This window comes from Pseudomonas sp. NFACC05-1, assembly GCF_900100135.1.
GTDB lineage: Bacteria > Pseudomonadota > Gammaproteobacteria > Pseudomonadales > Pseudomonadaceae > Aquipseudomonas > Aquipseudomonas fluorescens_Q.
On the sequence record NZ_FMTR01000009.1, the window covers coordinates 17,071 to 31,054 of the forward strand.

The window sequence follows — 13,984 nt, forward strand, 5'->3', positions numbered from 1 at the left end:
CAGACGCTTCAAAGTTTGGCATGGCGGTCTTTTTTCACTGGATACCTGATATTCGATGCGCAGTCCCAATTGGTTGTTTCTTGTCTTGCTCCTGTTGCTGGCCGGCCTGCAGTACCGCCTGTGGGTGGGCAATGGCAGCTTGGCGCAAGTGGCCGACCTGACTCAGCAAATTGCCGACCAACACGCCGAAAACGAGGCGCTGCTGGAGCGTAATCGGGTGATGGACGCCGAAGTGACAGAGCTGAAAAAAGGCATGGAGACCGTTGAAGAGCGGGCTCGACATGAACTGGGCATGGTCAAGGAGGGCGAAACCCTCTACCAGTTGGCCCAATGAGTATTCGTTTGCCGGCCTTCTGGGCCGTAATTCCTGCCGCGGGCGTTGGCGCTCGTATGGCTGCGGACCGTCCCAAGCAATACCTGCAATTGGGCGGGCGCACAATTCTTGAACACAGCCTCGGCTGTTTTCTCGACCATCCCACCGTCAAGGGCGTGGTGGTCAGCCTTGCACACGATGATCCCTACTGGCCGACCCTGGCCTGTGCCAACGACACACGCATCCAGCGTGTCGACGGTGGCGAGCAACGTTCGGATTCAGTGCTCAATGCCTTGCTGCACCTGCACGAGCAGGGCGCCGACGATCACGACTGGGTGCTGGTGCACGACGCTGCCCGGCCCAACCTGGCCCGGGCCGACCTGGACACACTGCTCAGCGAGTTGGCGAACGACCCGGTCGGTGGCCTGCTGGCCGTTCCGGCGCGCGACACCCTCAAGCGCGTCGACAAACACGGCCGCGTGCTGGAGACCGTTGATCGCAGCGTGATCTGGCAAGCCTACACGCCACAGATGTTCCGCCTCGGCGCCTTGCATCGGGCCCTGGCTGACAGCCTGGTGGCGGATGCGGTGATTACCGATGAAGCGTCCGCCATGGAGTGGGCGGGGCAGGCGCCACGGCTGATCGAAGGGCGGGCCGATAACATCAAGGTCACCCGGCCGGAAGATTTGGAGTGGTTGCGCCAGCGCTGGGCGAATCGGCATTAAACGGGATCTGTTCCCTCGTTAGATCGTCAGCCCAGGCAACAAAGACCCCCGGTCACCCCCGATACTCCGGCCGCCCAGCCAACCCTTCCTTCAAATATTCCACCAACTTGCGCACCTTCGGCGACAGATGCCGCTGCTGTGGATACAACGCCCACACTGCCGTATTCGGCGGCTGATGGGCTTCCAACAGCGAGATCAATGCACCGCTGTGCAAATGCTCCAGCACGTAATAATCCGGCAGTTGGCACAACCCCACACCTTGCAACGCCGCATCGAGCACCGCTTGCCCGCTGTTGCAGCGCCAGTTTCCCTGTACCCGCTGGGAAAATTCCCGCCCATTCTGCTCCAGTTGCCAGATGTCGGAGCTGCCGATCAGGCAGTTGTGGCGGCTCAGTTCCGACAGACTGTGGGGTCGCCCGTAGCGTTCCAGGTATGAGGGGGAAGCGCACAGGTACATGCGTCGCGGTGCCAGGCGCGTAGCGACCAGGCGGGAGTCCTGCAAGCGACCCAGGCGAATCGCCAGGTCCAGGCTCTCATGTACCAGGTCCAATGGGCGATTGCTCAGCTCGATGTCGACCCGCAACTGCGGGTAGAGCCCCATGAAGCGCGTCACCAGCGGCACGATAAATCGCTCGCCGTAGGCCACGGCGCAGGTCATGCGCAGCATGCCCTTGGGTTCGCTGGCCAGGTCGCCGACGGCCCGCAGTGCTTCCTCGCGTCCGTCCTGCAGGCGCTGGCAATGCTGCAAAAAGGTTTGTCCCGCTTCGGTCAGTGTCACCCGGCGGGTACTGCGGTACAGCAAACGTGTTTGTAGACGTTCTTCGAGCCGTACGATTTGTCGACTGATATGGGAAGACGACACCCCGAGGCGTTCGGCGGCGGCGGTGAATTGACTGCATTCGGCCACGGCCACAAATTCGTCGATCCCCTCCCAGCGGTTTTCGGACATGAAGGATTATCCCTGTACGGCAATAATGTTTTGCTTTTGGTTGGATTATTCATCGTCCGGCGGAGGATTACACTCCCGGTCTTGTTTTTATTTGCTGGAGAGACCGGATGATCAAGTCGCGCGCTGCCGTTGCCTTCGAGGCCAAGAAACCCCTGGAAATCGTTGAAGTCGACGTCGCCATGCCCAAGGCGGGCGAAGTGCTGTTGCGCGTGGTGGCTTCCGGTGTCTGCCACACCGATGCCTACACCTTGTCGGGCGCCGACCCGGAAGGGATCTTCCCGTCGATCCTCGGCCACGAAGGCGGCGCTATTGTCGAAGCCGTCGGCGAAGGCGTGACCTCGGTCGCGGTGGGGGACCATGTGATCCCGCTGTACACCCCGGAGTGCGGCCAGTGCAAATTCTGTAAGTCGGGCAAGACCAACCTCTGCCAAGCGATTCGCGCCACCCAGGGCAAAGGCCTGATGCCGGACGGCACTTCGCGCTTTTCCTACAAGGGCGAGACGATTTTCCACTACATGGGCACCTCGACGTTCTCCGAGTACACCGTGCTGCCGGAAATCTCCGTCGCGAAGATTCCAAAAGAAGCGCCGCTGGAAAAAGTCTGCCTGCTGGGTTGTGGTGTCACCACTGGCATCGGCGCGGTCCTCAACACTGCCAAGGTCAAGCCAGGTGATACCGTGGCGATCTTCGGCCTGGGCGGCATCGGCCTTTCGGCCGTGATTGGTGCCGTGAAGGCCAAGGCCTCGCGCATCATTGCCATTGACATCAACCCGGCCAAGTTCGAAATCGCCAAGCAACTGGGCGCTACCGATTGCGTCAACCCGAAAGACTTCGATCGTCCGATCCAGGAGGTCATCGTGGATATGACCGACGGCGGCGTGGACTTTTCCTTCGAGTGCATCGGCAATGTCCAGTTGATGCGTGCCGCGCTGGAGTGCTGCCACAAAGGGTGGGGCGAGTCGGTGATCATCGGCGTGGCCGGCGCCGGCCAGGAAATCGCCACCCGTCCCTTCCAGTTGGTGACCGGGCGCGTCTGGCGCGGTTCGGCCTTTGGTGGCGTGCGCGGTCGCAGCGAATTGCCAAGCTACGTGGACATGGCCGAGAAGGGCGAAATCCCGCTGGATACTTTCATTACCCACACCATGGGCCTGGAAGATATCAACAAGGCATTCGACCTGATGCATGAAGGCAAGAGCATCCGCACCGTTATTCATTTCTGAGGTCGGTCATGAGCCTGGAAAACATTTCTTGCCAGAAAAGCTTCGACGGCTGGCACAAACGTTACCGGCACCGTTCCGACGTGCTCGGTTGTGACATGGTGTTTGCCGTGTACCTGCCGCCGCAAGCGGAGCAGGGCGGCAAGTTGCCTGTTCTGTACTGGTTGTCCGGGTTGACCTGCACCGACGAGAACTTCATGCAAAAGGCCGGTGCCCAGCGCATGGCCGCCGAGTTGGGCCTGATCATCGTTGCGCCGGACACCAGCCCCCGTGGCGCCGACGTGCCGGGCGATCCGGACGGCGCCTGGGACTTCGGCCTGGGGGCGGGTTTTTATCTGAACGCCACGCAGGATCCGTGGGCGCGGCACTATCGGATGCATGACTACGTGGTGCAGGAGTTGCCGACACTCGTCGAAGCGCATTTCCCGGCCTCGGACAAACGTGGCATCAGTGGTCATTCCATGGGCGGCCATGGCGCGCTGGTCTGCGCCTTGCGCAACCCGGGGCGTTACCGTTCGGTGTCGGCCTTTTCGCCGATCAACAATCCGATGGATTGCCCATGGGGCCAGAAGGCTTTCTCTCGTTACCTGGGGGAAGACCGCTCGAAATGGCGTGAATGGGATGCCTGTGCGTTGATTGCCGAGGCGCAGGAGAAGCTGCCATTGCTGGTGGACCAGGGCGATCGTGATGATTTCCTGGCCAACCAGCTCAAGCCCGAAGCCCTGCAACAGGCGGCCAAGGCGGCCGATCATCCGTTGGAATTGCGCCTGCAACCGGGCTACGACCACAGCTACTTCTTCATCGCCAGCTTCATCGACGACCACTTGCAGCATCATGCGCGCGCTCTAAACCTCTAATGCAGGTAGAATCACGCCCTGACAAAAATCGGGGCGTTTTTTTATGCGTATTGGCCACGGCTACGATGTTCACCGTTTCGCTGAAGGCGACTTCATTACTCTGGGCGGCGTGCGGATCGCACACGGCTTCGGGCTGCTCGCGCATTCTGACGGTGATGTCCTGCTGCATGCCTTGAGCGATGCACTGCTCGGCGCCGCGGCCCTGGGTGACATCGGCCAGCACTTCCCCGACACCGACCCGCAATTCAAGGGCGCCGACAGCCGCGTGCTGCTGCGTCATGTGGTTTCGCTGATCCACGCCAAGGGCTGGAAAGTCGGCAATGTCGATAACACCATCGTTGCCCAGGCCCCCAAGATGGCGCCGCACATCGAAGCGATGCGCCAGCTGATTGCCGAGGATCTTCAAGTTGAGTTGGACCAAGTGAACGTGAAAGCCACCACCACCGAGAAGCTTGGTTTCGTCGGTCGCGAAGAAGGCATTGCCGTCCACTCCGTCGCCTTGTTGCTGCGCCCATGACTGAACTGGAACTGTTGGGCCCGCGTGCCTACGGCGAACCGCTGGGCAGTGCGGTACTCAAGGCCACCGCTGAAGATTTCCAGGTCGATGAAGTGCTCGACATCCCGTTGACCGGTGATGGCGAGCACTTGTGGATCTGGGTTGAAAAACGTGGTTTGAACACCGAAGAAGCCGCCCGGCGAATCGCCAAGGCTGCCGGCGTGCCGTTGCGCACTGTCAGCTACGCCGGGCTCAAGGACCGCCAGGCCCTGACCCGCCAGTGGTTCAGCATCCAATTGCCGGGCAAGGCCGATCCGGACCTGTCGGCGGCAGAGAACGACACGCTGAAAATCCTCAAGACCGCACGCCACAGGCGCAAGCTGCAACGCGGCGCGCACTCGGCCAATGGCTTTACCTTGCGCCTGACTCAATTCAACGGCGACACGACGGCGATCGATACGCGGCTGCAACAGATCGTCCGCCAGGGCATCCCCAACTATTTTGGCGCCCAGCGCTTCGGCCATGACGGCGGCAATGTCGTCGATGCCCGGGCCTGGGCGGCGCGCAAGGCGTTGCCGGAACAGCGCAATGTACGCTCGCGGTTGTTGTCCACCGCCCGCAGCTTTCTGTTCAACCGGGTGTTGGCGGCGCGGGTCGCCGACGGTACCTGGCAGCAAGCGCAGGTGGGCGATTTGCTCGCCTTCACCGACAGCCGCAGTTTTTTCCCCGCCGGCGAGGCTGAGTGCAGCGACCCGCGCCTGGCCATTCTCGACTTGCACCCGACCGGGCCGCAGTGGGGCGAGGGACCTTCGCCTGCCGCTGGCGCGACGTTCGAGTTGGAACAAGCCATCGCCGCGGGCGAAGCCGACCTGCGGGACTGGTTGATAAACGCGGGAATGAGTCACGAACGTCGCATCCTGCGACTGCCCATTGGCGGCCTGTCGTGGCATTATCCCCAGCCTGACATTCTGCAACTGGAATTCGTCCTGCCGGCCGGATGTTTCGCCACTGTCTTGGTGCGCGAACTCGTCGATTTGGTGCCGGTGGGGCAGACGGACAGCCCATGCGTATTCTGATTTCTAACGACGACGGGGTGACAGCACCCGGTCTTGCCGCGCTTTATGCTGCGCTGGCGGATTTTGCCGAGTGCGTGGTCATCGCCCCGGACCAGGACAAAAGCGGCGCCAGCAGCTCGCTGACGCTCGACCGTCCGTTGCACCCCTGCTATCTGGATAACGGTTTCATCAGCCTCAACGGTACTCCGACCGATTGCGTGCACCTGGGCCTCAACGGCTTGCTGGAGCGTGAGCCGGACATGGTGGTGTCAGGTATCAACCTGGGCGCCAACCTGGGGGACGACGTGCTTTATTCCGGCACGGTTGCCGCCGCCCTGGAAGGTCGTTTCCTGGACAAGCCATCGTTTGCCTTTTCGTTTGTTTCGCGGCAGGTCGATAACTTGCCGACCGCTGCCTATTTCGCTCGTAAACTGGTCGAAGCCCACGGCGAGTTGGAGCTGCCGCCACGCACGGTGCTGAACGTGAATATCCCCAACCTGCCGCTCGATCATATCCGTGGCATCCAGCTCACTCGCCTGGGCCACCGTGCCCGGGCCGCCAAACCTATGCATGTCGTCGACCCGCGCGGCAAGGCCGGTTACTGGATCGCCGCCGCCGGTGATGCCGAAGACGGCGGGCCGGGCACTGATTTCCATGCGGTGATGCAAGGTTATATCTCGATCACGCCGTTGCAGTTGGACCGTACCTTCAACGACGCCTTTCGAAATCTCGATGGCTGGCTGGAGGGGCTGCGCTGATGGCTCGTGAGCAAGACGATATGCTGCGCCGCGGAATCGGCATGACCTCCCAGCGCACCCGTGAACGACTGATCCAGCGTCTCTACGAAGAAGGTCTCTCCAACGCCCAGGTGTTGGAGGTGATTCGCCGTACGCCGCGCCATCTATTCGTCGATGAAGCCCTGGCCCATCGCGCCTATGAAGACACGGCGTTGCCGATCGGCCATAACCAGACCATTTCCCAGCCATACATGGTGGCCCGCATGAGCGAGTTGCTGCTCGAGGCCGGGCCGCTGGACAAGGTGATGGAGATCGGTACCGGCTCGGGTTACCAGACGGCGGTGTTGTCGCAACTGGTCGAGCGGGTGTTTTCCGTAGAGCGGATCAAGGTACTGCAGGATCGCGCCAAGGAACGCCTGGTGGAGTTGAACCTGCGCAACGTGGTGTTTCGCTGGGGAGATGGCTGGGAGGGGTGGCCGGCCCTGGCGCCGTACAACGGCATCATCGTGACCGCGGTGGCCACCGATGTACCCCAGGCCCTGCTGGATCAGCTTGCTCCCGGCGGGCGACTGGTCATTCCGGTGGGCGCAGGTGAAGTCCAGCAGTTGATGCTGATCGTACGTGAAGAACATGGTTTTTCACGACACGTCCTGGGGGCGGTGCGGTTCGTGCCGTTACTCAATGGGCCGTTGGCCTGAGCATTTATAAACACACGCTGAATTCCGTGGCCTGGCCTGTGTCTTACAGCGGCACCGATTTGCTGAACAGAGTCCAACGGCGTCGAGCAAACGTGTGCGGCCACACGTTGCGCTTCATTAATAGAGGCGTAGTCGTTGCCAGCTATATTTGTATGAGTTCTGCCTGGACAGGCAGTTTCCAATTTTTCTGCCACCACAAAGGGAGCGGCGGGTGAGTCTCACAGTCATTGCGCAGCGTATGGGTATCACGAGCTTTCAGCGCCTGGTGACTGGCCTCGTCTTGAGCACTTTGCTGGTCGGATGTTCCAGTACGCCGTCGAGCAATGTCCGGGTTGTCGATCGCAACAGTGCAACACCGCAACGTCCTACAGTAACGACCGGTCAATATGTAGTCCGTCGCGGCGATACGCTGTTTTCCATCGCTTTCCGCTACGGCTGGGACTACAAAGCCCTCGCGGCGCGCAACAACATTCCTGCGCCTTATACGATTCACCCCGGTCAGACGATTCGCTTCGATGGCCGTAGCGGTTCAACGCCTACCGCGGTGGTTACGCAGTCGGGTTCGACGCCTTCTTCGTCGAGTAAGACCACGGTCATTCGCCGGCCGACGGGGGCTGGGACGGCGGCAGTACCGTCCGTCGCGAGCAAACCGGCCCCTGCTCCGATGCCTCCCGCAGGCCCCGCCCCGACCGGCTGGGGATGGCCTTCTAATGGCGTTCTCATTGGAAAATTCTCTTCAAACGGTAGTTTGAATAAAGGAATTGATATCGCCGGGGATTTGGGACAGCCTGTTTTAGCCGCGTCTGATGGCACGGTTGTGTACGCCGGGAGTGGTTTAAGGGGCTACGGCGAACTCGTGATCATCAAACACAGCGATACCTACGTCAGTGCCTACGGTCACAACCGCAGGCTGTTGGTTCGGGAGGGGCAGCAGGTCAAAGTCGGACAGACAATTGCCGAAATGGGATCAACGGGAACAGACCGGGTGAAACTGCATTTTGAGATTCGCCGGCAAGGTAAACCAGTCGATCCGCTGCAATTCCTGCCTCGGCGTTGATTTGATTGTCAGCCTGTTCCGTCACGTAGAGGGAACAGGCTCCAGCGTTGCCAAGGATAAAGGCGTCGCTTGGGCTTGAGGTCGAACTCACCAAAGGACTATAACAATGGCTCTCAGTAAAGAAGTGCCGGAGTTTGACATCGACGATGAGGTTCTCCTTATGGAGACCGGCATCGCTATGGATTCGATGTCGAATGATGAAGGGGCGACTCCACCTTCCGTTCGTGCCAAATCCAAACACTCCGCTTCGCTTAAACAACATAAGTACATCGATTACACCCGGGCGCTGGACGCCACTCAGCTGTACCTCAACGAAATCGGTTTTTCGCCACTGCTCTCCCCCGAGGAAGAAGTTCATTTTGCGCGGCTGTCGCAAAGTGGCGACCCGGCCGGTCGAAAACGCATGATTGAAAGCAACCTGCGCCTGGTGGTGAAAATCGCCCGACGCTACGTCAATCGTGGGCTTTCGCTGCTGGACCTGATCGAAGAGGGCAACCTGGGCCTGATTCGCGCCGTCGAGAAATTCGACCCCGAGCGCGGCTTCCGCTTCTCGACCTACGCCACCTGGTGGATCCGCCAGACCATCGAACGGGCGATCATGAACCAGACCCGGACGATCCGGTTGCCGATTCATGTGGTCAAGGAACTGAACGTCTATCTGCGGGCCGCCCGCGAGTTGACCCAGAAACTCGACCATGAGCCTTCACCCGAAGAAATCGCCAACTTGCTGGAAAAACCGGTAGGTGAGGTCAAGCGCATGCTTGGGCTCAACGAGCGTGTCTCTTCGGTAGATGTCTCGCTGGGGCCGGACTCGGATAAGACCCTGCTGGATACCCTGACCGACGATCGTCCGACCGATCCGTGCGAGTTGCTCCAGGACGATGACTTGTCCCAGAGCATTGACCAGTGGCTTTCGGAACTTACGGACAAGCAACGGGAGGTGGTGATTCGCCGCTTCGGCTTGCGCGGTCACGAAAGCAGCACGCTTGAAGATGTAGGCCTGGAGATTGGTTTGACCCGTGAGCGGGTCAGGCAGATCCAGGTGGAGGGCCTCAAGCGCCTCCGGGAGATCCTGGAGAAGAATGGCCTGTCGAGTGAGTCGCTGTTCCAATAACCCGAGTGCAGCGCAGCAAGAAAAGCCCCGACTGGTTCGGGGCTTTTCCGTGTTTGGGCAGATGTATTGAGCACTACGCTATGCGATGCACTCTTGTGGCGAGGGGATTTATCCCCGTTGGGGCGCGAAGCGGCCCTGAAACAGAAACCGCGGCGTTCAATTCAATAATTTGAGACTCTACGCAGTCCCACGGGGCGGTGCGACGTTTCGCTAAATCCCCTCGCCACCAGAGTGCGTTTCTACGCCTTCTCTATTTATAGATTCAGCGTGTAAGCCTTTGCCTAGTGTTGCGTAAGTGATCGGTTTCTCATTGGCGGGACAGACCGCTATAAACGCCGTGATATTTTCTTATTTATATGATTTATAAGGAAAAGTTGTTGGTGAACGAAACGTTACAAAGCAAGCCACCTGTATCAGCCGCGTTGCACTCGCCTGGGAAAATACTAATATCAGTCCTGTGTCGACGGACAGACACACCCGTCAAGGATGATGGGAAGGAAGGACATCGCAGGACGCGATTCATCAGGATGATGAAAAGGATTAAAGGGATTAGGGAAAAAATGTGGGCGGGTCAAACCGCCCCTTTTTTTGCCTGCGATTTCTTGAATCCGGAAAAGCAAAAAGGCCCGCAAGGGGCCTTTTCGACGAACGCAGGGATGATCAGCGTTCGAGCTCCTTGAGCTTATCGTCCTTGCCATCCCACTCAGCGGCGTCCGGCAGAGGATCTTTCTTCTCGGTGATGTTCGGCCAGATTTCCGCCAGTTCGGCGTTCAGCTCGATGAAATTCTCCATGCCAGCGGGCACTTCATCTTCGGAGAAGATGGCCACGGCAGGGCATTCCGGCTCACACAGGGCGCAGTCGATGCACTCATCCGGGTGAATGACCAGGAAGTTCGGGCCTTCGTAGAAGCAGTCCACCGGACAGACTTCTACACAATCGGTGTACTTGCACTTGATGCAGTTGTCGGTGACGACGAAGGTCATTTCTAATTCTCTCCTCAGGCGGCGGCAGCGAAGCCCCTTCACGGTAGGGTCGCCAGGTTTGGGAGCGATAGTCTGCGAACCAGGCTAATAGCCCGCAGCATCCCAAACCGCGCGCGATTCTAACAGCTTGAAAGCCTGTATGTTAGATCCGTGTCTTCAATGTATAGAGTAAATCCAGTGCCCGACGAGGTGTCAGGTCGTCCAGGTCGAGCTTGGCCAGTTCATCGAGTACCGGATGCGGCAGGCTGGCGAACAGGTCGCTTTGCTGCGGTGCGGCCGGTTTGCCTTTGGTCGGGCGCGGCGCTTCGTGGGGCAGGCTGGTGGTTTCCAGGCGGCTCAGATGCTCGCGGGCACGGGTAATGACTTCACTTGGCACGCCGGCCAGTTGCGCCACCGCCAAGCCGTAGCTCTGGCTGGCCGGGCCGGGCAGCACGTGGTGCAGGAAGACGATACGCTCGTTGTGCTCGGTGGCATTGAGGTGAACGTTGGCCACCAGCGGCTGGCTTTCCGGCAACACGGTGAGTTCGAAGTAATGGGTGGCGAACAGCGTGTAGGCCCGCAGGTGCGCGAGGCGCTCGGCCGCGGCCCAGGCCAGGGACAAGCCGTCGAAGGTGCTGGTGCCGCGTCCGACTTCGTCCATCAGCACCAGGCTGCGTTCGGTGGCGTTGTGCAGGATGTTTGCGGTTTCGCTCATTTCCACCATGAACGTCGAGCGTCCACCGGCCAGATCGTCACTGGAACCGATCCGGGTGAAGATCCGGTCCACCAGGGATAATTCGCAACTGGCCGCCGGGACGAAACTGCCGATGTGGGCCAGCAGCACGATCAACGCGGTTTGGCGCATGTAGGTGGATTTACCACCCATGTTCGGACCGGTGATCACCAGCATGCGGGTGTTGTCGTCCAGGCTCAGGTCGTTGGCCACGAACGGCGTGGTCAGTACTTGCTCGACCACTGGGTGGCGACCTTGGCTGATGCGCATGCACGGCTCGCTGACGAAGCGTGGGCAGTTGAGGTCCAGGTTCAGCGCGCGCTCGGCCAGGTTGCTCAGCACGTCCAGTTCCGCCAAGGCGCCGGCGGTGTCCTGCAACGGCGGCAGTTGGCTGATCAGGTCCTCGAGCAATGCTTCATAGAGCATCTTTTCCCGGGCCAGGGCGCGGCTCTTGGCGGACAGCGCCTTGTCTTCGAACGCCTTGAGTTCCGGGGTAATGAACCGCTCGGCGCCCTTGAGGGTCTGGCGGCGAACATAATCGGCCGGGGCCTGTTCGGCCTGCTTGCTCGGCAACTCGATGAAATAACCGTGGATGCGGTTGTAGCCGACCTTGAGGTTGGCCAGGCCGGTGCGGGCTTTTTCCCGGGCCTCGAGGTCGATCAGGAACTGGCCGGCGTTCTCGCTCAGCGCTTGCAGCTCGTCGAGTTCGGCGTCGTAGCCGGTTTTCAACACACCACCGTCACGGATCACCGCCGGTGGGTTATCGATGATGGCTTTTTCCAGCAGCGCGGCCAGTTCCGGGTAGGTGCTGGTGGTGCGTGCCAGTTGTTGCAGGTGCGGCGCTTCGAGGTCGGTCATCGCCACCTGCAGTTCAGGCAACGCACCGAGGGCATCGCGCAAGCGCGCCAGGTCACGGGGACGGGCGTTGCGCAGGCCGATTCGGGCGAGGATTCGCTCGATGTCACCGATTTCCTTGAGTTGCGGTTGCAACTGCTCGAAGCGATAGCGATCCAGCAGGCAGGTAATGGAGGACTGGCGCGCCAACAGCACGGTCAGGTCCCGCAGCGGCCGATTCAACCAGCGAGTCAGCAGGCGGCTGCCCATGGCGGTCTGGCAGCGATCGACCACCGATTGCAAGGTGTTGTCGCGCCCGCCGGCCAGGTTGGTGTCCAGCTCCAGGTTGCGTCGGCTCGCGCCGTCCAGCACCACGGTGTCATCCAGGCGCTCATGACGCAGGCTGCGCAAATGGGGCAGGGCGGTGCGCTGGGTTTCCTTGGCGTAGGCCAGCAGGCAACCGGCCGCGCCGATGGCCAGGGTCAGGTTTTCGCAGCCGAAGCCCTTGAGGTCCTGGGTGGAAAACTGTTGGCAGAGACTTTTCAGCGCCGAATCACGCTCGAAATCCCACGGCGCCCGACGCCGCACGCCACGGCGTTTTTCTGCCGGCAGGTCTTTGGGCCAGTCGTCCGGGATCAGCAGTTCCACCGGGTTGACCCGCTCCAGTTCGGCCAGCAGGTTTTCCCAGCCCTTGATTTCCAGTACCGAGAAATTGCCACTGGTGATGTCCAGCACCGCCAGGCCGAACAGGCGTTCATCCCCAAGCACTGCGGCGATCAGGTTGTCCCGGCGTTCGTCCAGCAAGGCCTCGTCACTGACTGTACCCGGGGTGATGATCCGCACGACTTGGCGTTCCACGGGGCCCTTGCTGGTGGCAGGGTCGCCGACTTGCTCGCAAATCACCACGGATTCGCCGAGCTTGACCAGCTTCGCCAGGTAACCTTCCGCCGCGTGGTAAGGAATCCCACACATCGGAATCGCCATGCCTGCCGATTGCCCACGTGCCGTCAGGGTGATGTCTAGCAACTTGGCGGCTTTCTTCGCATCCTCGTAGAAGATCTCGTAGAAGTCGCCCATGCGGTAGAACATCAGCTGATCGGGGTGTTGGTTCTTCAGGCGCCAGTATTGTTGCATCATCGGCGTGTGGCTGGAGAGGTCGTTCACGGCGGTATTCATGGGTGTCAGGCAAGCTCGTTGAAAGGTGTGGGGCAAAAGGAGGGGCATTGGCCCGGCTTTTCCGCGATGGGCGCAAGGTTAACATGGGCGGTCTGGTGCTACCCAGCGTTTGGGATTGTGTGCATATCCGTTGCTGCGGTAACGGCTGCTTAGGGTTCCGCCCCGACGGCGGGCTCACTTTCGAAAATCCAGCGTGGTTAATGGGGCGCGGAGATCAACGTCCACCGCGAGGCGGCCTGATAGCCGACCTGATTCTTGGCGGGACCGCGTTTCCCCCTGTGGGAGCGGGCTTGAACTCGTGAAGGCGGCACCACAGTCGATGAAAATGTTGGACGGCATTACGACACTTGATCGAGCTCTCTTGAATCTGGAGATCAGGCTCGTTTTACCTCGGCTTGCATCATCACCAGATTCTGCTGCTTGGTAGCCTCGGCCAATACCTTGCGGTAAACACGTTTCTTTTCCTTCGATTTTGCGTTACGAATGAAATCAGCAAAGGGGCGTTTGGCTCCTTTGGACAAGCCTTGCTTGATCGAAATCATAGTGCGCTCCCGATGGCGGTTCATTGGCGCTCCAGCGCGAAGCGCTCACTCGCGACTAAACGAGGGCGGCGGCTGTACGCAGGTTAGTCGACCGGGGATCCAAGGAACCGGCGCGCCCGAGGGCGCCCTGCGCACAGCTACCATCAAGTGCAGGAATAAGGAATACCTGACTGAATGGAGCAATGAACACCTTGGAATACCGAGCGACTAAACCCGATCACTGATGGGCAGTGACGAGAACCAAAGTACCGATGGGATCCAAGGTGGACAAGCCGGCGGATTCTGGCGCAGTGGTAGGCATAGGCGCAAGGCGATGTAGCCTGGTGTCGCATATTTGAAGGACGCGGATTGAGGGATTTCCCAAGAAGTTGTAGGGGAAATTCCCCAATATAAGGATTGGACTGAACCCGTGGCGAGGGAGCTTGCTCCCGCTGGCGTGCGTAGCGCGCCCAAAAGGACTGAGCTCAATTCGCCGAATGCTCAGTGATTGGAGGTTTTTTGGGGCTGCTGCGCAGCCC

Annotated in this window: 14 protein-coding genes; 10 read left to right on the forward strand and 4 right to left on the reverse strand. The window is 60.2% G+C overall.

Going from position 1 to position 13,984, the window contains the following annotated elements; all coding sequences use genetic code 11:
* The first annotated feature begins 55 nt into the window (after window positions 1–55).
* Together ftsB and ispD are read left to right on the forward strand one after the other, a co-directional pair.
* Window positions 56–334: a cell division protein FtsB gene (gene ftsB, locus BLO97_RS15455; RefSeq protein ID WP_003184873.1), complete on the forward strand. Its 279-nt coding sequence runs from the start codon at window positions 56–58 to the stop codon at window positions 332–334.
* The gene (gene ispD / locus BLO97_RS15460) at window positions 331–1,038 is read left to right on the forward strand and encodes a 2-C-methyl-D-erythritol 4-phosphate cytidylyltransferase (RefSeq protein ID WP_092144074.1); all 708 of its coding nucleotides are present in this window, start codon (window positions 331–333) and stop codon (window positions 1,036–1,038) included. The genes ftsB and ispD overlap by 4 nt, the downstream gene beginning before the upstream one ends.
* A gap of 52 nt (window positions 1,039–1,090) precedes the next feature.
* On the opposite strand, the gene BLO97_RS15465 is transcribed toward ispD, so the two are convergent.
* Window positions 1,091–1,987 (reverse strand): LysR family transcriptional regulator, encoded by an 897-nt coding sequence (locus BLO97_RS15465; RefSeq protein WP_072343395.1) that lies wholly within the window; start codon window positions 1,985–1,987, stop codon window positions 1,091–1,093.
* A 107-nt stretch (window positions 1,988–2,094) separates the two neighbouring features.
* Here BLO97_RS15465 and BLO97_RS15470 point away from each other — a divergent pair, with 107 nt between their 5' ends.
* The 8 genes from BLO97_RS15470 (at window position 2,095) to rpoS (ending at window position 9,218) form a co-directional block, all read left to right on the forward strand.
* Complete coding sequence (locus tag BLO97_RS15470; protein WP_063322750.1) at window positions 2,095–3,207, forward strand: S-(hydroxymethyl)glutathione dehydrogenase/class III alcohol dehydrogenase; 1,113 nt, start codon at window positions 2,095–2,097, stop codon at window positions 3,205–3,207.
* A gap of 8 nt (window positions 3,208–3,215) precedes the next feature.
* Window positions 3,216–4,061 carry an S-formylglutathione hydrolase gene (fghA, locus tag BLO97_RS15475; protein WP_092346699.1) on the forward strand — a complete coding sequence of 282 codons (846 nt, stop codon included), beginning with the start codon at window positions 3,216–3,218 and terminating at the stop codon, window positions 4,059–4,061.
* 43 nt (window positions 4,062–4,104) lie between these two features.
* The gene (ispF, locus tag BLO97_RS15480; protein ID WP_072343388.1) at window positions 4,105–4,578 is read left to right on the forward strand and encodes a 2-C-methyl-D-erythritol 2,4-cyclodiphosphate synthase; all 474 of its coding nucleotides are present in this window, start codon (window positions 4,105–4,107) and stop codon (window positions 4,576–4,578) included.
* Window positions 4,575–5,633 carry a tRNA pseudouridine(13) synthase TruD gene (truD, locus tag BLO97_RS15485; protein ID WP_092223241.1) on the forward strand — a complete coding sequence of 353 codons (1,059 nt, stop codon included), beginning with the start codon at window positions 4,575–4,577 and terminating at the stop codon, window positions 5,631–5,633. Before ispF ends, truD begins: the two co-directional genes overlap by 4 nt.
* Window positions 5,621–6,370 carry a 5'/3'-nucleotidase SurE gene (surE, locus tag BLO97_RS15490; RefSeq protein WP_092346702.1) on the forward strand — a complete coding sequence of 250 codons (750 nt, stop codon included), beginning with the start codon at window positions 5,621–5,623 and terminating at the stop codon, window positions 6,368–6,370. Before truD ends, surE begins: the two co-directional genes overlap by 13 nt.
* Before the next feature lie 41 nt (window positions 6,371–6,411).
* Complete coding sequence (locus BLO97_RS15495; protein WP_170862085.1) at window positions 6,412–7,047, forward strand: protein-L-isoaspartate(D-aspartate) O-methyltransferase; 636 nt, start codon at window positions 6,412–6,414, stop codon at window positions 7,045–7,047.
* A 211-nt stretch (window positions 7,048–7,258) separates the two neighbouring features.
* The gene (locus BLO97_RS15500) at window positions 7,259–8,104 is read left to right on the forward strand and encodes a peptidoglycan DD-metalloendopeptidase family protein (RefSeq protein ID WP_092346705.1); all 846 of its coding nucleotides are present in this window, start codon (window positions 7,259–7,261) and stop codon (window positions 8,102–8,104) included.
* 106 nt (window positions 8,105–8,210) lie between these two features.
* Window positions 8,211–9,218 carry an RNA polymerase sigma factor RpoS gene (gene rpoS, locus BLO97_RS15505; RefSeq protein WP_003198289.1) on the forward strand — a complete coding sequence of 336 codons (1,008 nt, stop codon included), beginning with the start codon at window positions 8,211–8,213 and terminating at the stop codon, window positions 9,216–9,218.
* A 660-nt stretch (window positions 9,219–9,878) separates the two neighbouring features.
* Here the strand turns inward: rpoS and fdxA are convergent.
* The 3 genes from fdxA to BLO97_RS15520 form a co-directional block, all read right to left on the reverse strand.
* Window positions 9,879–10,202, reverse strand: coding sequence for a ferredoxin FdxA (gene fdxA, locus BLO97_RS15510; RefSeq protein ID WP_092223237.1), 324 nt, complete (start codon window positions 10,200–10,202; stop codon window positions 9,879–9,881).
* A gap of 142 nt (window positions 10,203–10,344) precedes the next feature.
* Complete coding sequence (gene mutS, locus BLO97_RS15515; protein WP_167331288.1) at window positions 10,345–12,912, reverse strand: DNA mismatch repair protein MutS; 2,568 nt, start codon at window positions 12,910–12,912, stop codon at window positions 10,345–10,347.
* A gap of 386 nt (window positions 12,913–13,298) precedes the next feature.
* Window positions 13,299–13,466, reverse strand: coding sequence for a hypothetical protein (locus tag BLO97_RS15520; RefSeq protein WP_170862083.1), 168 nt, complete (start codon window positions 13,464–13,466; stop codon window positions 13,299–13,301).
* Between the last annotated feature and the right edge of the window lie 518 nt (window positions 13,467–13,984).